Genomic DNA, 20,767 nt, shown 5'->3' with positions numbered 1-20,767 from the left:
TTCTCAACAATCCTGAATGCCGGTCTTTTCGATACACGCAGAGGTCATTGGATGCGGCAATAAAACCGTTCTGGATGTTCTTAGGCCTGTCACAGATGGAAGCATTTTTGTATATCCTGATTTCTTCCCACTACCAGCATGGTCTCACCGGATTTAAAAACCATATCCGGTGTGGTTTCAAGATTGAATTCATTTCCGTGTTTGAAGCCTAAAATATTGATCTTATATTTTTTTCTTATGTCAAGCTTTCCGATAGACATACCTACCCAGGCGTCAGGGATTTTCAGTTCAAACAAAGAGTAGTCTTCATTAAGCTCGAAATAATCAGAGATCATGTCGGAACTGTAACGTATGGCAGTCCAGTCGGCAAGCTGTTTTTCGGGATAGACTACGTGGTCAGCTCCGTTTCTGAGGAGGAATTTGGCATGCACATCTCTTGAAGCTCTGGAAACAACCTCCTTTGCTCCCAGCTCCTTCAGAAGGCATGTGGTCTCCAGGGAGCTTTGAAAATCATCACCGATTGCGACTATGCATAAATCGTAATTGGAGATGCCGAGAGATCTTAAAAACTCCTCCCTTGTGCTGTCTCCTATTATACCACTTGTAACAAAGGGAAGAACTGCATTTACACAGTCTTCATTTTTATCCACTGCCATAACCTCATGCTTCAATTGGGTGAGATCCATACATATATGCCGGCCGAATCTTCCGAGACCTATAACAAGAACAGACTTCATTTTTACTACCTCCTTGGCTTAAAACTTAAAATGTCTGTGCTCCAAACAGACGCTGCATGGAGCACAGACCCGGTAATGCACATTCCCATTTTGAACCCGGCTTTGCCGGAATGGGGGTGCGGATGAGAAGCAAGGGCGCGCTACCCGTCTTCCCGTTTATTATCCTATCGTAATGTTTCCTTCAGGCACGCGTCCGCCGCCTGTGGAATTGTCTCTGGTAGCGGCGAAAATAACCGTGAGGCCACCAACCCGACCCAGAAACATTAACACTATGATGATGATTTTCGAAATAGATGAGAGCTTAGTGGTTATGCCCATAGTGAGACCTACTGTGCCGATTGCAGAGGCGGTTTCAAAGAGGCATTCACGAAGTGGAAGCTCATCAAATGCTGAGATAAGGACTGCTCCGCTCAGGAAGAGGATCAGGTACATCATAAGTATGGCTGAAGCCATCCTGATGGTTTTGTGGGGAATCCGTCTTCCGGAAAGAACCACGTCATCATATCGGAAAAAGGTTGCATGGGCAGCGGCCAAAATAACTCCAAAGGTTGTGATCTTGAAGCCTCCGGCAGTTGATCCGGAAGCACCGCCCGTAAGCATCAGCATGATGGTGAGGAGAATGTTTCCGTCTGAAAAAGTGCTGTAATCCGTAGTGTTGAAGCCTGCGGTTCTGGGTGTCACGCTTTGGAAAAGGGAGGTAAGAACACGCTCTCCAAGAGGAAGTGACTTATATTCAGTGAAAAAGAAGATGACTGCAGGCATAAGTATCAGAAACAGTGTCAGCTTAAGAATGGCTTTTGTCTGCATGGAATACATCTTTACATTGAGCTTATGTTTATATATATCCTGCCATGTGAAGAAACCTATGCCTCCGATTATGATGAGAGACATGATGGTGAAATTTACGAGAGGATCCGCTGCATAGGCAGTTAAGGAAGAGTAAGGTATCTCACGTCCCATGAGATCGAAACCTGCGTTGCAGAATGCGGAAATGGAGTGGAATAAGGCATACCAAATACCTTTTACGATGCCGAAATCCCTGATCATTACGGGTGCTAAAAGCAGGGTGCCGATAAACTCGAACAATATCATGCCTTTTATGATGAAACCGGTCATCTTGACGATGCCTCCGATGCATGGTGCTGATATGGATTCCTGCATCAGGCTACGCTGACGGAGACCGATCTTTTTTCCTGACATAACAAAGAGTGCTATGGCGACGGTAACTACACCCATGCCGCCCACCTGGATGAGAGATATTAGTATGAACTGTCCAAAAGGAGTCCAGGTTCTCACAGTGTCGGTAACCACAAGACCGGTAACACAGGTGGCCGAAGTAGCAGTGAAAAGAGCGTCCAAAAATGAGATATGTATCCCGTTGGAAGCACCGTAAGATGCGAAAGGAAGCATGAGAAACAGTGCGCCCATAAGGATCACCAGCATAAATCCGTAAAGAATAAGCTGGAATGATGTAAAGTGAAGCTTTTGCCGTATAAATCCAAGGATTCTTTCCCGGATAGAAACCGGAGCCATGCCTGATGAGAAGTCTGATGTGTATTGCCCGGCTGCACCAAAGATGTAAGCCTCTTTTGTACGATATCTGTTAAAATACGTCCCGTTTACTCCCGTTTCGGGATAATTGGCATAAGCTCTATATGAATCTTTCTCTATTTTATGTAACCAGTTGTCCCCGTACATGAGATCACCTTCTTGTAACTATGCGAGTCTTTTCTACACTTATATAGTCTCATTTTTCGTATAAGTTATGTGTAAATATGTACGAGCCGGGTATAAGTTTTGTATAAGGATTTTAAAGTGTCAGCTGCCAGAAGATCACTGCACTTGATGCTGCGACATTAAGGGAATCCACACCGTGGGACATTGGGATTTTGATGACATAGTCACTGGATTTAAGGGTTTCTTCCATCAGACCATCGCCCTCGTTTCCGAAAATGATGGCGAGCTTTGGCTCTTCAAGCAGTGGAGGATAGTTAATGTTTACGGACCGGTCCACAAGAGCCATAGCGGCAGTCTTGAATCCAAGTTCTTTAAGAAGATTCATTCCGGCATCCGGCCAGTCACCGGGGTTCCCTTTATCGGAAGGTATATAGGTCCAGGGAATCTGAAATACGGTTCCCATGCTGACTCTGGCGGCACGCCTGTACAAGGGATCGCTGCAGCCGGAAGTAAGCAATACGGCATCGACATTCAGCGCGGCAGCAGATCTGAAGATAGCCCCGACATTAGTCGGATTGACAACATTTTCCAGTATCGCTATGCGGCGCATATCCTTGCAGAGTTCCGTTACATCCGGAAGTACCCGTCTCTTCATAGCACAGAGGACTCCGCGGGTAAGTTTGAAGCCGGTAATCTGAGAAAGAAGATTCATTTCGCCGATATATACGGGGAGCTCATCTGAATTATCAGCAGTCAATGCTCTGAGCTTTTCCATGAGTTCGGAAGTCTCTTTTCCCTCAAGGGTTTTCCCTTCAACAAGCAGAGAAATCGGTTCATATCCGGCATCCAGAGCCCGGAAGATGACTTTGGGACTTTCGGCGATGAAAATCCCTAGATCCGGTTCATTGTAGTGGAGCAATTGTCCCTCGTTATATTGAGAAAAAATTGCGAGATTTTCATTATCAAGACCGGTAATTGTGATATATTTCAAGTTCATAATAATCTCCATTCCTTCGTATTTTGCAGGTGACATAAATAGTAATGAAAAGTATTTTCACACTATCAGTCCTTTGGCTTTGAAGTATTTTATTTAAGCAGCTGATATGATTCATCTGTTATTCCTTCACGGCTTCCAGAATAATATCTATGAGGTCTTTCATGGATTTGGACATGGCCAGATCAGAACGATAAACCAGCTGGATGTTTTCCTCTATTGGCTGTGCCTCTTTTATGGAAAGATAGCATAAATCCTTCCCAACGAAGTCGTAGGATAATGTAATGGCAATGCCAAATCCAACACGTACTGCATTGAAAAGACTGCGTATGTCACTGACCTCCATTGAAATATAGGCTTCGGGTAAATACTGATTCAATAATTTATCGGAGAAAGAACCTGAATGGGTTGTCGTATCTGTAGAAACAAAGGTTTCTTCTGCACAGTCCGAAAGGGAAACAACCGGGAAAGGGTATCCTTCGATATTTTCTGCTTTATTTATAAGAGAAGAATCCGTCGGGACCAAAAGTGAGAGGTAGCATGATTTTACAGGTATATACTTAAATCCCGGAGCAGGATCCAGATTTGTGACGAGTGCAAGATCCAGAAGTCCGTTCTCAAGATACATTTTAAGGTGACGACTTGAATCAGCATGATTTTTCAAGGTTATCCCGGGATGTTCTTTCAAGAACCTTGGAAATACTTTTGTGTACAGAAAATGTTCACGTCCCATTCCGAACCCAAACCGTACTTCCTTCTGGCGAAGATCAGCGTCCTGGTTTAATTTGTGCATGAGATCCTGATCAAGTTTCAGAATAACTCTTCCGGTTTCCACATATTCTCTTCCGGCATCTGTCAGAAGAAATTTGTGACCTGAACGAAGGAAAAGAGGAAGACCGATCTCGTCCTCTATTCGTTGAAGATATTTGGTTAATGCTGACTGCGTTATATATAATGCGGCAGCAGCCTTTGTTATGCTCTGATTTTCAGCTATCTTAATTACGTATTCATAGTCACGGACGTTCATAAGACTCTCCATTGTCGCATTTCAGTCGGGGGCGTAACCTGCAGTAAAAAATACAGGCACATTCCCTCTTATGATTAAATATTCCATTTTGGAATGTATACATGAAATATATGCGTTTGTGTAATATTCTTTGTTCATATATAGTATGCGACAGATGATAAAAAAGCAATGCATGCGACAGGATTTTTAAGAAATCCGGACGCGCGCAGTCAGTACAGATGAAAAACGCATCATATCTGACTGACATCAAGAAGGAGGGACCTTATGAGTCTGTTAACGATCTGTTTCATTATTTTCGTACTCACCATCATAGGCTATTGCAGTGGTAAGTACAGCCTTGCGGTCATAGCATTAACATCAATGATGCTTATGACCCTGACAGGATGCCTTGAGGCAAAAAAAGCACTTAGTTACTTCGCCAATTCCAATGTTATCATGGTTGGAGGCATGTGTGTTGTAGCTGCCGGTTTTAATAAAACCCAGTTCTGCATCAATCTTGCAAAGAGTATTTCAAATCTTTCCAAGGGAAGCATAACCAAAATGGTACTTGGTTATGTTGTGATCGGAGTTATCCTTTCCCAGTTCATTCAGAGCCCGGTTGTAGTATTTTCAATCGTTGCACCGATGCTTATGGCAACAGCAACCGAAATGGGAGTTCCTACAACAAAGGTACTTTTCCCTGTAGGTATAGCAATTATCTCAACCTGCTGTATTCTTCCCGTTGGTGCCGGAGCGACAGTTGCAGCTGAGCTTAACGGTTACCTTGAGTCTTATGGCTATACTGACTTTATGGTTAGCCTTGCAGATCCTATGAAGGCAAGACTTCCCATGCTCATTCTTTCCATCGTTTATTTCGGTATCTTCTGTATCAAGGGTCTTCCTTCAGAGTCACCTGTAGAGGTTCAGGATATGGCGCTTAAGAAGATGGGAGAGTCAACACTCACAAAGTTCCAGGAGTACGCATCGATTTTAATTTTCTTCGGTGATGCGCTTGCTCTTATGTTCAGTGATCAGCTTGGTCTCGACAGCTGGGCAATAACAGTTATCGGCGCACTTCTCATGATACTTACAAATGTACTTAATCCTAAGGAAGCCGGAAAGTCACTTCCACTTGGAATCCTTTTTCTTATCGTTGGTTCCAATGCAATCGCCGGAGCACTTTCAGCCACAGGCGCAGGTGAGTTCATCGGAAGCATTATCTCAGGATTTGTAGCCAGCCTCGGAAACAGCAATTACCTTTTAGGATTTATTTTCTTTGTACTTCCGTTTATTCTTACACAGTTTATGTCAAACAGAGGAACAATGCTTATATTCCACCCAATAGCCATCGCAACCTGTGCGGCCATGGGAGGAAATCCGGTAGGACTTATGATCCTTATTCAGGCAGCCTGCCTTACAGCATTTATGACACCGATGTCAACTTCAGCTACACCTTATATCATGGGACTCGGCGGATATGACATTCCGTATATGATAAAACATGGTGCATTATTTGCAGCTTTGGGATGTGTTATTTCGGTATTATGGACAATGACAGTGTTCCCTGTTATCTGATGATCAGATAAAAGCATTAACAGAGGAGAGAAACTAATGAGTGAGAATAACGATGCATTAAGCAAATTAAGAGAAGGAGCTCATGGTCTTGAACCGGACCGGGAACTTATTAAAGAGTTTCCTTTGAAAAGAACCTATGAAAAAATGATTCCCCGTGAAGGTGAAGAGGCTGTAAAGGTTTATATTTATGAACCCGAGGGCATGGAGTCCAAAGGACCTGTTCTCATAAGACTTCACGGAGGTGGTTTTGTAAAACCTTACCGCGGTCAGGACGTGAACTATTCACATGTTGTTGCTTACAACACAAAATGTCTGCTTATAGACGTGGATTACAAACCGGCTCCTGAGAAGGCATATCCTTATGCTGTTAATGAAGGTTATGCTGTAGTGAAGTATGTATACGAGCATGCTGAGGAGTTTGACATTGATCCTGAACGTATCATCCTGAGCGGTGCCAGCGCAGGAGCGAACATGGCAACCGTTATTACTCTTATGAATCATGAAAAAGAGTTAAAGGGAGAAAATCCTGATTTCAAGATCTGCCGCACCTGTCTGGCGTATCCCCCGCTTGACCTTGCTGCAGATCCTGTATCAAAGCTGGGACCTGATGCAACTCCGGAATCCATCGAACTTCAGAAGAGAGGTCTTCTTTATAATGAATGGTATGCCGGTGGAGAAGACAGAACTAACTGGAGGGTTTCACCTGTATATGCCAAGCAGGAACTGCTTGTAGGTCTTAACCCGTTCCTTGTCTGCACCGGAGGAACCGACAGTCTGGGACCTGAGGGAGAGAAGTTTGCGGCAATGCTTATTCAGGCAGGAGTATCTGTGACATGCAAGCGTCTTCTCGGCACAAGACACGGTTTCCTTACACGTCGTGTGGGTATCTTCGGAGAAGCCGAAAAGCTATATTTCGATATGGTAGAAGAAGTAAAACATCCTAAACACTGGAAGTATTAAACAAGATATTGATCTTCCGTTAAAAGAAATGACATTTAAGCAGGGAGGATTCTCGTCTGAAAGAATCCTCCCTGTTTTTGTATGCAACAGTGAAGTGGTCAGTGATATTTCTTCTTTTCCATGTACATGGCTTTATCAGCTTTTAATATCAGATCCTTCAGGCTGTCACCATTGTCTGAACATGCAGATCCGACGCTGACGGTAAGCTCAAAGGGCACACTCTTTTTTTTAGAGAACTCTTTGAGCTTTTCCTTTATTCTCTCCTTAAGATCTATAGTTTCATCGTTGTTATTTTCTGAGACAAGAATAACAAATTCATCTCCGCCGTATCTTGCAATGACAGTTCCCCTGTTTGCCCCTTTACAGGCAGCCTTTAGTGCTTCTGCAATGATCTTAAGTGCATTATCACCTTGTAAATGTCCATAAGTATCGTTGATCTGCTTGAAGTGATTGACATCTATGAGATAAAGTCTGATCTTATCTTGGTCTTCATGGCTCTTTGAAAGGTTATTAAACGTGTGCGTAAGCTGCTTACGGTTATTGAGCCCTGTCAGGGGATCAAGAGATATTAACTGGTCAACCCATGTGAGATATAAATATAGTGTAGTGATTGATATTGTCGCACATGCAATCGGTAGTCTTGGGTATATAAACTGTAGTACACCTGATATTCCCGGAAATAACGGAAAAAATGCCAGCCTAATAAGCAAATCTTTATTGGTTGCTTCTGTGTCTCTTTTCAGGTTTATCATGACTCTGATGAAAGCTATCAGGACGTAGGAATAAGAGAGTATGTATGTGAGGATAAAGAAAGGTCCTCTGCGATATACTCCGCTTTCATCTATATAGAATAGGGAATGGTTAAAAAGATTTGCCAGGAGTGCAATCACCATCAGCCAAAGTATTGAGGTAGAATATAAGACGTATCTTCTTCTTTTTACAAACCTCGTTTCCCTGAGATATTCGAAATAAATAAACCAGAAAAAGCACATAGCCGCAGTTGCAAGAAAATAAACCTCCTTGCATGCCATCATCACTGGTTTACCACCCGGAAGGACCCCTTCATTTACCAGCACAAACAGAGTATCCGAAACAAAGAATACCATTTCGGCAATTATGGACATGGCAAAATTACTCTGTGCCACCATTTGTGAAAGTCCCCTGGTCTTTAAAAGAATGATTCCAATGAGCACCAGTGAAAAGATGTTTATTTCCAAATATAGAATTGCATATTCGTTCATCATTATATCTTACCCGGCAAAGTATTAACGATTTTTAGGTTTGCTTATATAAAATTGTACGTTTAAAAATATCATTACTATTATATCAGAGTTTTGTATTCTGTGAAAAAAGAATAAACTGCTTTACAAGACCATCCATTATGACGATGATCTTCACATCCATATATGGGATTGTACATATACCTTGATCATTCTGGGTACTGTCTGATCTTACAAAGGAAGACATCGTTGCGTCAGCTTATGCAAAATGTTAAGATGGATATATAAATAAGCAGAGGAAACAAAGACGTTTCATCCTGTCGGGATGAGGCGTCTTTTTGTATATACGAAAGGAGAAACCATGGCTTCTTTTGACAGAGTAAAAAGCGGAATCCAGGAGATGGATCAGGCACTTGATAATATTCGTATGGGCGATAATGTGGTATGGCGGGTTTCTGAATTATCCCAGTTCAAACTGTTTATGGAGCCTTTTATAAAACAGGCGATAGAGGACAGGCGTAACATTATTTATTTCAGATTTGCGAGTCACGAGCCACTCCTGGAAGACAGACCGGAGATAAAAACCATAACGGTGCCCCTTTCCCACAGATTTGAAACCTTCACAGTGGACATACATAATTACATAAAGCAGGAAGGAAAGGATGCCTTCTATGTCTTTGACTGTCTTTCCGAACTTCAGGCTGCCTGGGCAACGGATCTTATGATGGGCAATTTTTTTAGGGTAACCTGTCCCTTCCTCTTTATCCTGGATACGGTGGCATTTTTTCCCATAATAAGAGGAAAGCACTCAGTTCAGGCCATCAACAAGATCCTCGATACCACCCAGCTTTTCTTTGATGTTTATTCGGACAGTAAAAACATATATGTCCGTCCCGAAAAGGTCTGGAACAGGAATTCGGAGACAATGTTTCTGCCTCACACCTATGACCCGGCCACAAGCGAATTCAGGCCTATACTTGACGGAGTGAAATCCAGCAGGTTTTATCATGCCCTGGGGCAGGCTCAGCGTTCTGCAGAAGAACAGTATTCAGATTCCTGGGACAGATTTTTTAATCTTGTTAAGCTGAAAAAAGAAAGCGGATCGGATGTTACAGAGGATTGCTCAAGGATGTGCAATATCATGATGACTCGCGATGAAAAAATGCGACTTATGGTCAAAAAGCATTTTTCTCCTGATGATTATTTTGCAGTAAGAGATCACATGATCGGTACCGGTATGATCGGTGGAAAAGCCTGTGGAATGCTGCTGGCCAGAGCCATTATAAAAAACAAGGAACCGGATATAAGTGATGTCCTGGAACCGCATGATTCCTTCTATGTGGGATCGGATGTGTACTATACCTACATAGTGGACAATAATCTCTGGGATCTGAGAGTGAATCAGCGTACGGAAGAAGGGTACTTCGAGCTTGCTCCGGAATTTGCGGACAAGATATTGAACGGAAGCTTTGCCGAAGTTATGCGGGAAAAATTTGTCCGTATCATCGAGTACTACGGTCAGGATCCCTACATTATCAGGTCCAGCAGTATCCTGGAGGATGGATTTGGTAATGCCTTCGCCGGGAAGTATGAATCGGTATTTTGTGTGAACAGAGGCAGTCTTGAAGAGCGCCTGGATGAATTCGAACATGCCATAAAGGTGGTGTACGCAAGCTCCATGAGGCTTTCGGCACTTGATTACCGTAAGCGCCGCGGACTTGACAAAAGGGATGAACAGATGGCACTTCTTATTCAGAGGGTATCGGGATCATATTACGGATCCTTCTATATGCCCTGTGCAGCAGGTGTGGGCTATTCCTTCAGCCCTTATCGTGTAATGAAGGATTCGGATCCCTCAGCCGGAATGCTCAGGCTTGTTATGGGTCTGGGAACCTCAGCAGTGGACAGGACAGAAGGCTCCTATCCAAGGATCGTGAATCTGGATATGCCGGAAAAGTCCAACTATTCATCATCGGCAGACAAGCATAAATTCTCACAGGGTAAGGCCGAAGTCATCGACATGTCGGAGAAAGCATTAAAAAAGCTTACTCTCTATGATATTCTGCCGGATATCCCGAAGTATCTTCATAAGATTCTTTTGGAGCATGATTATGACGCGGAACGAAGACTTAGGGAGATAGGAAAAGACCGGGATGTAGAATTTATTTCTTGTAAAGGACTTGTAGCAAACGAAACTCTGATGTCACAGATGAAGCGGATGCTTAGCAGTATTCAGGAGGAATATGATTATCCTGTGGATACGGAATTCACCATCAATATTTCTGAAAGCGGGGAGTATTCCATTGACCTTCTTCAATGCAGACCACTCCAGGTACAGAAGAGTGAAGCAGGAACCATAATCCCGCCGGGCATTCCGGAGGAGAACATCCTGCTTGAAAGCAAAGGTTCTTCCATGGGCATGTGTAAGGCAACCGAACTTGATCTGATAGTCTACGTCGACCCGGTTAAATATTACACCATGCCCTACAGCGAAAAGCATCTTGTGGCTAAGCTGATAAGAAAGATCAACTGGAATTACCGGGATCAGAATAAGCATATGATGCTGATAGTTCCGGGAAGAGTGGGTACATCCTCTCCAGAACTCGGAGTTCCCACGGCATTTTCCGATATAAGTGCCTATGAGATAATATGCGAAACAGAGGAATCAAAAGCAGGCTACAATCCTGAGCTTTCATACGGAAGTCATATCTTCCAGGATCTGGTGGAAGCCGAGATACTTTACACCGCCGTATTCCAGAATGAAAAGACTCTGCATTTTGTTCCGGAGAAACTCTCAAAGAATAAGGACTTGGTGAGGGAATTTGAGGAAAACGAAAAGCTTTGGGACATAGTCCATGTATATGAAATGCCGGAAGGCAGCTGTAAAGTTTACAATGATGTCGCCGGGGAACATTTGCTCATAACCTGTTATGTCTGAACGAAAACCACCGGGGACGGTTCTCGACGTCGAGAACCGTCCCCGGTGGTTTTCCGTTATCAAAATGTTCGACTACTAAGTATGGAGCATTTTGCCTAATTTCTTCCCTTATATTTGTCACAATGTTATAGAATTACACTTTCCTATTGACGAGAGAAAGCTAAAGCGGTAATATGCATTCAAGAGAAGTGGAAAGGTTTCCACATTATTTTTTGGAAATACATGGAAACCTTTCCACAAACAAAAAAGGAATCATTTAATTATGAGAAAAACGGAGGATAAAAAACATGAAGAGAAGACTTATGTCTGCAATTTTGGCTGTATCAATGACTGCATCTTTAGCTGCCTGCGGTTCGTCATCGACACCTGATGGCACCGCAGCAAGCCAGTCACCATCAACTTCCGGAGGTTCTTCTTCGGACGCAATACAGATCAAGATCTGGAGTCCTACTGATGAAGTGGGAGTTGAGAACTGGTGGACAGAAAAAATGGCTCAGTGGAACAGCGAGCATCCTGAAATCCAGGTATCAAGAGAGGCCATCGACAGAGCCGATTCCTATGCATATGAGAACAAGATCACAACAGCAACTACTTCAAATGATCTTCCGGATATCCTTTTCGTAGACGGACCGACAGTTTCTTATTATGCCGCTAACCAGACCATAATACCTATTGATGAGGTCTATACTGATGAGGATAAGAAGGATTTTATGCCGAGTTCCGTTCAGCAGAATACTTACGATAACCATATGTATGCTATAGGACCGACAGAGTCGTCGGTTGCGCTCTACTACAACAAAGATTATCTGGATGCTGCCGGAATCCCGTATCCTTCAGACAGCAACATTGAAGAAGCCTGGACCTGGACAGAGTTCTACGAGAATGCAAAGAAGCTTACAACTTCTGACTACGTTGGAACAAACATTATCATGGACAAGGGCGAAGGTCTGATTTATGCACTGGAGCCATTCTTCCTCGAGAACGGGGCTTCCTTCGTAAGTGATGACGGTTCAAAGGCTGAGGGTTATGTAAACAGCGAAGCAATGGTTGAGACCATGAATTATCTCAACAAATTTATAAAGGAAGGTATAGCTAATATTGACCCCGTTAAGGATGAGTTCTTAAACGGAAAAGCAGCTACAATGCTCGGAGGTTCATGGAATATAGCTGATCTCGAAAAGTCAGATCTTAACTGGGGTGTTTCCTACTATCCTGTATCCGATGACCATAAGGCAGCTTCACCAACCGGCGACTGGACAGCAGCAGTTACAAAGGACTGCAAAAATCCCGAGGCAGCAATGGAAGTTCTCAAATGGTTCTTTAACACTGAAAATGTAGCAGATTATGCATCAGCCATCGCAAAGCCTGCTTCAAGAACTTCTTCCTATGAGAAGATGGAAGGCTGGGACAACGGTGTAAGAGCATTGTTCCTCTGGCAGCTTCAGAACACAGGTGTTGCCCGTCCAAGTACTCCTTCCTACTCAGTACTTTCACAGGGATTCGCAACAGCAATCCTTAACGTATTCTCAGGAACAGATGCAAAGTCTGAACTTGATACGGTTGCTGCAGATTTCGAGGAAGACTATGAAACCTATTACGGAAACTAATGATAAACACTCTTTTTCTCCTTGCGGAAGGCTTTCATCAGAAAGCCTTCTGCGTAAAACCGGACAAAAGAAATTAAAGAGAGAGATTGGTATGAAAACGAATAAATCCTCTATTGCCGGTATCACAATGTCTGCTCCGGTAATCATTATGCTTACGGCTTTTTTGATCATTCCCATCATGGGGACAATTTACTTTTCCTTTTTTAAATATCAGGTAATGCGTCCTGATGCAAAAACCTTCAACGGGATAAATAATTACTTAAAGCTGCTTACAGATGAGAATTTTTATATAGCCCTTAAAAATACCGTTTATTTCTCTATTCTGGTTGTTCCTTTCCAGTGTACACTGGCTCTGGTATTAGCTTTGCTGGTACGTTCAAAGATGAAGGGTGTTGCCATATTCAGAACCATGTATTTCAGCCCTCAGGTTACATCAATGGTAGTCATTGCCATCCTTTGGGTTATTCTTTACAACTCCAATGCCAATACCGGTCTTATAAATGCCGCACTTTCCCGCATAGGTCTGGGACCGTTTGATTTCTTAAATAATCCGAAAATAGCAATGAACTCCATCGTCTTCATGTCAGCCTGGCAGGGTGCAGGATATCAGATGATGATCTTCCTTGCGGGACTCAATGCCATCCCATCGGAGCAGTATGAAGCAGCCTCAGTTGACGGGGCAAATCCCGTGGATCAGTTCCTTTACGTGACTCTTCCTGGACTTAAGAACACCATCAAATACGTTCTCATGATAACCATAATCCAGGCTATGAAGCTCTTCACTCAGCCATACATCATGACAAAGGGTGGTCCTCAGAACAAGACCAAGACTATGGTTTACTACATTTACGAACAAGGCTTTCAGAAGGGTAATTTCGGCTATGCCTGCTGCATTGCAGCTATATTCTTTTTCATAGTTGTAATTCTGTCACTGGTGGTTAAAAAGCTGACAAGAACCAAGTAAGGAGTTAAAGATGAAAAGTCAAAAGAACAACAGAATGCTGGCACGTTTTATGTTTTATGCCGGTAATGCCCTGGTAGGTTTAATATTTGTATCACCACTTTTGTGGATGATAGCAGCATCCTTTAAACCTGAGATTGAAATATTCGCGAACATCAACTCCATAACTACTTTTATTCCGCTTCATTTCACCTTGGGAAATTACGCCGAAGTTTTCAGCAGACTGAACATTCCTCAGATACTCGGAAATACCTTCGGATATATATTCATCGTGCTTCTGGGAGACCTTTTCTTCGGTTCCATGTGCGGCTATGCCCTTGCAAAATTAAAATTCAAGGGACGGGGACTTTTGCTCACCCTGGTGATTGCGCTAATGTCTATGCCCGTGGAAGCGATACTTCTGCCTTTATACATCGAAATGGCACATTTGGGATGGGTCAATACCATGGCAGGTCTGGCTCTTCCCTTTATGATAAACTGCTTCTCAATCTATATGTTTTACTCATATTTTCTGGATATCCCGGATGCCCTTATAGAAGCTGCGGCAATAGATGGATGCGGACACATCAGAACATATTTCCAGATTGTGATGCCTCTGGCGAAAACTGTTTTTGCAACGGTTTTTATCCTTGATTTTGTAGCAAGATGGAATGACTTCATGTGGCCTTTCCTTATCACAACCGGTGAAGCAAAAAGAACCGTTCAGCTTGCTGTACAGGCCTTCTTCGGAACACAGCCTATTCATTACGGAGCCATCATGGCAGCATTGACACTTGCATCATTACCCATGCTTTTAATATACATTTTCATGCAGAAGTATTATGTTGAAGGTATCGCCGGAACCGGAATTAAGGGATGATTAAAGGAAGGTCATACGTTATAATCTGATATAATTGTCATGAAGCACGAAAGGACGATTTATCGTCCCGGAAGTGTGGATTGTTAAAGAAAACAGAGTGTCGGAATATATGTTTATTATATCCCGGATGTAATTGATGCAGTTCATGACAACCACTTTGTTTTATGAAATGTTTTATGGAGTCAGTTTAATGGCAGGAATACAGGATGTTGCAAAAAAAGCGGGAGTCGGCATCGGAACCGTTTCCCGTGTATTAAATAAAAACGGCTATGTTTCGGAGGAAACCCGAAAGAAAGTCGAAAAAGCGATTGAAGATCTGAATTATACCCCTAATGAGATTGCCCGAAACCTTATACAGAACAGAACAAATATCATAGCCATAATAGTTCCCGATGTGGCATATCCCTATTTTGCGGAATTGACTTCAGAGATTGAGAAATGTCTCAGGGAGCATGGCTACAAGGCAATGATCTGTAACACCAGCGAAGAGAGATCCAATGAACAGGCGTATCTCGATATGCTGAGCCGCAATATGGTGGACGGCATACTTACAGCAACCCATTCGCTGAATATTGAGAACTATATAAAAACCCATAATCCTATAGTGTCCTTCGATACCATAGAAGTTGATGGGGAGATCCCGGTGATAACAGTGGATCACAAAAGGGGCGGAGAGCTGGCTGCACAGGAGCTTTTGAATGCGGGATGCCGGAAGATACTTCAGTTTCGTAACAGGGAAATGCCGGAGCATTTCACCTTCTTTGACCGTCATGAGGAATTTGAGAAAACTGTAAAAGAGGGCGGTTCTGAATGTATCAATGAATATGTAAACTGGAATGACTTTAACCTGAAGCATTGTGAGAGTGTTATCGAGGAATGCATTAGGAAATATCCTGATGTCGACGGATTTTTTTCAACGGACTCTGCGGTTCTCAGCTACATGAAAATAGCACAGCTTAAAGGTTATAAAATACCGCAGGATATAAAATTTGTGGCTTATGACGGTACCTCTATAGTTTATTCTGCATATCCTACCGTAACGGTTGTTGCTCAGCCCATAAAGGAGCTTGCGTGTTCAGGAGTTGAGCTTCTTCTGGATATAATCAACGGAAAGAAACCGGAAAAATACCGCATTACCCACAAGGTAAAACTTATAAAGGGAATGACTACATCATGAAAGGAATCAAACACCTTGGATACATTAGATAAAGCACGTGATTATGAAGAGAGACACAGTCGGGAAATAAGCCCTGAGGAGCGGCCTGTTTACCACCTGACTGCAAAGGTCGGATGGTTAAATGACCCCAACGGGTTTTCATATTACAAAGGAAAGTATCATCTTTTCTATCAATACAATCCCTACAGCACAAGTTGGGACAGCATGCATTGGGGTCATTGGACTTCCAAAGATCTTATTCACTGGGATTATGAGAAAGCGGCTCTTGCGCCGGATACGGATTATGAAACAGGCTGCTTCTCAGGCAGTGCCATCACGGATAAGGACGGACGGCATCTTCTGATCTATACAGCTCACAACGAGCATGGAAAAGGCGAAGAGCTTTTCCGGGAAGAAACACAGTGCCTTGCTTTCGGTGACGGTGAAAATTACGAAAAGTACGAAGCTAATCCGATACTGAAGCACAAGGATATGCCTGAGGGAGCATATAAGGCAGATTTCAGAGATCCTAAAATCTGGTTTGAAGATGGAAAGTATTATTGTGTCATTGCCGCAAGACTGAAAAACGGACTGGGTGCAGTTCTTAGATATGAATCCGAAGACATCCTTCATTGGAGATATAAGGATACGATTAAGGCCAATGACGGAAGCTGGGGAAGAATGTGGGAGTGCCCGGACTATTTCACCCTTGATGGGGAAAAAGTCCTTTCTATCTCTGTCATGAACATGAAAAAGACAGAGGACTGCTACAGAAACGGAAACTGTGTCATGGCTTTCGTAGGAGATTCCGAAAAAGCACAGCCTCTTGATGTCGGTCTCGATTACTATGCGCCACAAAGCATGGAGACAGCTGACGGAAGAAGAATAGTCATCGGCTGGATGCAGACTCCCGATTCCGGAAACTGCATCCCTGAATCACAAAAGTGGTTCGGTCAGATGAGCTTCCCGAGAGAGATGACCGTGAAAAACGGACACATCTTCCAGCAGCCCATAAGGGAGATAGAGACCCTGTATACAGGTACTGTTGAAAGATCGGTTACCGCACCTGATAATACAGTGATCGAAGGCATCTCCGGAAGATGTGTGGATATGACAGCAGGAGCAAAAGATGCATCATATTTCGAAATGAAATTCGTTGTAAAAGATGATATCAACGTAAGCCTCTCCTACGACAAAAAATCAGGATACCTGATCCTTGATCGCAGCAGCAGCGGACGTTCCGCCGCAATCTGCGATTATCGCAAAGTGAAGATAGGAACTTATGATGATTTCAAGCTCCGTCTCCTCCTGGACCGTTACTCCTTCGAAATCTTCATCAACGACGGAGAGCATGTTTTAAGCGGCACCCTCTATGAAACTCCACAGGATGCTAATGGTATAGTTTTCAGTTCCGACGGAAAAGTTGATGTTAAACTCAATACAATCAGTTAATGCTTAAAAAAGGCGATGGTGAAAACCATTGCTTTTTTTAAATTTCAAGGAAAATAATTCTTTTTTAAGATTCGTTCCACGTATACTAATGGTATAATTTAATTATTATGAGCGAAAAAATGGAAGAATCAGTAAGGTAAAAAGGGTTATCAGACCGATCGGCCGGTCTTGAAGCTTAAGGGAAACAGGAGGTTTTATGAGTAATTTGAAGAAATTGACATTATTGCATTCAAACGACATGCATGGTGATTTTCTTGCTGAGCATGTGGATGAGAATCTGGTTGGCGGAGTTTCCATGCTGTCAGGCTACGTCAGTAAGGTTCGTCAGGAAGAGGAAAATGTTCTCTACTGTATTTCCGGAGATATGTTCAGAGGTTCCATCATAGATTCGGAGTATCTGGGACTGTCCACCATACAGATCATGAATATGCTGGCTCCTGACATAGTAACCCTCGGAAATCATGAGGTTGATTACGGAATTGCCCATCTCTTATTTCTTGAAAAATGCGCAGAGTTCCCTATTATAAATGCAAATCTTCATGTCAAGACCAATAACACCAGGCTTTTTGATCCCTGCAAGGTGATCGAAGTGGGAGGCATGAAGGTGCTCTTTATAGGTATACTTACAGAGGCGGTATTAAACGATTGTAAGAAAGATGGTCTCATCGGTACCTTCATAACCGTAGAAGAAGCGGCTCAGGAGGTTGGAAGGATCTGCAATACTTACAATGCCCTGGATGTAGACTTTACTGTGCTGCTGACTCATATAGGATTTGAGGAAGACAAGAAGCTGGCAGAGATTCTGGATCCCACATGGGGTGTAGATGTTATCATAGGCGGACATTCCCATACTTTTTTGGATGAGCCTGCCGTGGTTAACGGAATACCTATAGTTCAGGCGGGCACAGGAACAGACCAGATCGGACGTTTTGATATCATGGTTGATACTGATGAAAATAAGATAGACAGCTTCACATGGAAGCCAGTTGCCATTAATTCTGATAATTGTCCGAGAGATGAAGCCCTGGAGGTTTTCATAAAAAACTATAAGGATCAGACTGACGCTAAATATGGTCGTGTACTGACAAAGTTAACAAGAGAGCTTACCAACCCGTCCCGTTATATGGAAACAGAAGTAGGAAACCTTTTTGCAGATATACTTCAGTCATCTCTTGGTGTAGACCTTTTCCTTATCGGATCCGGTTCTATACGTACTAAAAAGCTTGGACCTGTTGTAACTAAGGGAGACCTGATGGAAACCTTCCCTTATGATGACCAGGTGATACTTACCTACTGGACCGGAAAACAGCTTAAGCATGGTATCATGCGAATGCTGAGAGACGAAGCATTCTTTGGTGAGCACACAGAGTTTTATCAGGTTTCAAGGGATCTTTCCATAGAGTACGATATGGTGACTCACTCATTCTTAAAGTTTGACTATGAGGGAAAACCTGTTGAGGATGATCAGATATTCACCATAGGTTTACAGGAATATCACTTCAATAACCTTAAGGACTCCTTCGACCTGGAGATTTCGGAGATTGATGAAAATCACAGACATCGTTCTATCGCAACTTCCTGTGCCCAGGTTATAGAGGAGATCCTTCAGATGGGTCAGCACCAGGATGCAAAGGTTGAGGGAAGACTTAACATTCATTTAACAGAGGAAGCAAAACAGGCATTGATTGAAAAGGGAAGATAAAGAAAACGAAGTAAATGAGAGATATGTCATCAGCCCATATAATAATTTGTGGGCTGATGTTCTGAGTAAGGAAGGGAATTTATGAAGAATTTGAAGAAATTAACATTATTGCATTCAAACGACATGCATGGAGATTTCCTCGCAGAGCAAGTGGACGAGAACCTGGTTGGAGGAGTTTCCATGCTGTCAGGATATATCAGCAAGGTACGAAACGAGGAGGAGAATGTTCTCTACTGCATCGCAGGAGACATGTTCAGAGGTTCAGTCATTGACTCGGAGTATCACGGTTTGTCAACCATACAGATCATGAATATGCTTTCCCCTGATGTAGTAACCCTGGGAAATCATGAGGTAGACTACGGAGTTGCACACCTTCTTTTTCTGGAAAAATGTGCAGAATTTCCCATCATTAATGCAAACCTTCATATCAAGACTAATCATGCGAGACTCTTTGAGCCGTGCAAGGTACTGGAAGTTGGCGGTATGAAGATTCTGTTCATCGGAATACTTACTGAGGTTGCCCTCATGCAGTGTAAGTCGGATCAGCTCATCGGTACTTTTATCACCCTTGAGGATGCGGCAGAGGAAATCGGAAAAATCTGTGATTCTTACAATGCCATAGACATTGACTTTACAGTTCTGCTGACTCATATAGGTTTCGAGGAGGACAAAAAACTTGCAGAGATGCTGGATCCGGCATGGGGTGTAGACGTTATAATAGGCGGTCATTCTCATACTTTCCTTAAGGAACCGGCTATGGTCAATGGAATTCCTATCGTTCAGGCCGGAACAGGTACTGATCAAATCGGACGCTTTGACATCCTGGTTGATACCGATGAAAACAAGATTGACAGCTTCACATGGAGGCCAATCCCCATCAATGAAAAAACCTGCCCGAGAGATCCGGATATCGAAGGACTGATACTTAATTACAAGAATGCAACGGATGAAAAATATGGACGTATCCTTACAAAGTTTGTAAAGAAACTTACCCATCCATCGAGAATTCAGGAGACGGAGCTTGGGGATCTTTATTCGGATATTTTGAAGGATGCCCTGGGACTTGATATCTTCCTTCTGGGTTCCGGATCCATCCGTACCGAGGAATTGGGACCTGTTGTTACCAAGGGTGATTTTGATGAGAATTATCCATACAACAAGCCAATCCATGCTACCTACTGGACCGGAAAGCAGCTGAAGTATGGACTTCTAAGGATGCTGAGAGACGAGGCCCTTGAGGGAGAACATACCGAGTTTTATCAGCTTTCAAGAGGGCTTGAAGTCGAGTACGACCAGAAGACCCACTCATTCCTTAAATTCAATTTTGAAGGTGAGCCTATAGATGAGGAACGGATCTTTACTGTGGGACTTGAGGAATTCCATTTCAGAAACACTCTTGACGGCTTTGATTTAAGTATAGAAGATCTTGAGAAGAATCATGCTTCCAGAGAGGTTGCAACCGGAAGTGCAAAGATACTTGAAGAGTACCTGCAAAAAGGTCAGCACCAGAATGCAAAAGGCACCGGAAGACTGATAATACATTTAAATGACGGCACCACCACCGGAGCCGCTGAACAGGTAAGTGACTCAAACTTCCCACACCCAAAAGGTGTGATGCACCTTGAAAACTCTATACTTTAGACAAATAAAAAGGCATAGGTCGCTTTCAAATAAGGTATAATGAATTTACCACAAAACATTTACCAAGAAAGGACTTACGCCATATGCATATCTTACCACAAGGACAGCACTCAGAGGAAGAAATTAATTGCTCAGTTTCGGATTTTATTTCAACCTTTAAGGTAGGTAACTTACTCCGTAAATGCAATGCCGAAAAGCAAAAGGGAATCCCTGTAATAAATATCTTTCGGTATAAGTTTGTAAATGTTTTTTCAAGAAGCAGCATGTACATGCAGATGAAGA

15 protein-coding genes and 1 pseudogene are annotated in these 20,767 nt (G+C 42.9%); 11 read left to right on the top strand and 5 right to left on the bottom strand.

Annotated features, from left to right (window positions below):
- Positions 1-89: 89 nt before the first annotated feature.
- The 4 genes from BLV86_RS11550 to BLV86_RS11535 all read right to left on the bottom strand — a co-directional run bounded on the left by BLV86_RS11550 (position 90) and on the right by BLV86_RS11535 (position 4,435).
- Complete coding sequence (locus BLV86_RS11550) at positions 90-737, bottom strand: potassium channel family protein (RefSeq protein ID WP_090817447.1); 648 nt, start codon at positions 735-737, stop codon at positions 90-92.
- A 159-nt stretch (positions 738-896) separates the two neighbouring features.
- Positions 897-2,270 (bottom strand): TrkH family potassium uptake protein, encoded by a 1,374-nt coding sequence (locus tag BLV86_RS11545; RefSeq protein ID WP_442950763.1) that lies wholly within the window; start codon positions 2,268-2,270, stop codon positions 897-899.
- A gap of 277 nt (positions 2,271-2,547) precedes the next feature.
- Positions 2,548-3,411 (bottom strand): TrmH family RNA methyltransferase, encoded by an 864-nt coding sequence (locus tag BLV86_RS11540; RefSeq protein ID WP_044915736.1) that lies wholly within the window; start codon positions 3,409-3,411, stop codon positions 2,548-2,550.
- 118 nt (positions 3,412-3,529) lie between these two features.
- Complete coding sequence (locus tag BLV86_RS11535) at positions 3,530-4,435, bottom strand: LysR family transcriptional regulator (protein ID WP_031547718.1); 906 nt, start codon at positions 4,433-4,435, stop codon at positions 3,530-3,532.
- 264 nt (positions 4,436-4,699) lie between these two features.
- Between BLV86_RS11535 and BLV86_RS11530 the strand changes: the two genes are divergently transcribed.
- The gene (locus tag BLV86_RS11530; protein WP_031547716.1) at positions 4,700-5,989 is read left to right on the top strand and encodes an SLC13 family permease; all 1,290 of its coding nucleotides are present in this window, start codon (positions 4,700-4,702) and stop codon (positions 5,987-5,989) included.
- A gap of 36 nt (positions 5,990-6,025) precedes the next feature.
- A complete protein-coding gene (locus BLV86_RS11525) occupies positions 6,026-6,949 on the top strand; it encodes an alpha/beta hydrolase (protein ID WP_044915734.1) in 924 nt (307 codons plus the stop codon).
- A gap of 98 nt (positions 6,950-7,047) precedes the next feature.
- On the opposite strand, the gene BLV86_RS11520 is transcribed toward BLV86_RS11525, so the two are convergent.
- Complete coding sequence (locus tag BLV86_RS11520; RefSeq protein WP_090817444.1) at positions 7,048-8,193, bottom strand: GGDEF domain-containing protein; 1,146 nt, start codon at positions 8,191-8,193, stop codon at positions 7,048-7,050.
- Between the two features lie 337 nt (positions 8,194-8,530).
- On the opposite strand from BLV86_RS11520, the gene BLV86_RS11515 reads away from it, so the two are divergent.
- The 9 genes and pseudogenes from BLV86_RS11515 to BLV86_RS18110 form a co-directional block, all read left to right on the top strand.
- Positions 8,531-11,107 carry a PEP/pyruvate-binding domain-containing protein gene (locus tag BLV86_RS11515; RefSeq protein WP_090817442.1) on the top strand — a complete coding sequence of 859 codons (2,577 nt, stop codon included), beginning with the start codon at positions 8,531-8,533 and terminating at the stop codon, positions 11,105-11,107.
- 278 nt (positions 11,108-11,385) lie between these two features.
- On the top strand, positions 11,386-12,714 hold the full coding sequence (locus tag BLV86_RS11510; RefSeq protein ID WP_031547708.1) for a sugar ABC transporter substrate-binding protein: 1,329 nt from the start codon (positions 11,386-11,388) through the stop codon (positions 12,712-12,714).
- Positions 12,715-12,805: 91 nt separating this feature from the next.
- Entirely contained in the window at positions 12,806-13,678 is an 873-nt protein-coding gene (locus BLV86_RS11505; RefSeq protein ID WP_044915808.1) for a carbohydrate ABC transporter permease, read from the top strand.
- A 10-nt stretch (positions 13,679-13,688) separates the two neighbouring features.
- Complete coding sequence (locus tag BLV86_RS11500) at positions 13,689-14,534, top strand: carbohydrate ABC transporter permease (protein WP_090817439.1); 846 nt, start codon at positions 13,689-13,691, stop codon at positions 14,532-14,534.
- Positions 14,535-14,724: 190 nt separating this feature from the next.
- The gene (locus BLV86_RS11495) at positions 14,725-15,711 is read left to right on the top strand and encodes a LacI family DNA-binding transcriptional regulator (protein WP_090817436.1); all 987 of its coding nucleotides are present in this window, start codon (positions 14,725-14,727) and stop codon (positions 15,709-15,711) included.
- A 15-nt stretch (positions 15,712-15,726) separates the two neighbouring features.
- A complete protein-coding gene (locus BLV86_RS11490; RefSeq protein WP_090817433.1) occupies positions 15,727-17,142 on the top strand; it encodes a glycoside hydrolase family 32 protein in 1,416 nt (471 codons plus the stop codon).
- A 196-nt stretch (positions 17,143-17,338) separates the two neighbouring features.
- A complete protein-coding gene (locus BLV86_RS11485; protein WP_090817430.1) occupies positions 17,339-18,844 on the top strand; it encodes a bifunctional metallophosphatase/5'-nucleotidase in 1,506 nt (501 codons plus the stop codon).
- Between the two features lie 81 nt (positions 18,845-18,925).
- Complete coding sequence (locus BLV86_RS11480; RefSeq protein ID WP_090817427.1) at positions 18,926-20,485, top strand: bifunctional metallophosphatase/5'-nucleotidase; 1,560 nt, start codon at positions 18,926-18,928, stop codon at positions 20,483-20,485.
- An 83-nt stretch (positions 20,486-20,568) separates the two neighbouring features.
- Positions 20,569-20,767: pseudogene (locus BLV86_RS18110) on the top strand (IS4 family transposase); the annotation flags it as partial.

This window comes from Oribacterium sp. KHPX15 (assembly GCF_900107835.1).
Taxonomy (GTDB): Bacteria; Bacillota; Clostridia; order Lachnospirales; family Lachnospiraceae; genus Oribacterium.
This window is presented reverse-complemented; position numbering and strand designations above follow the sequence as displayed.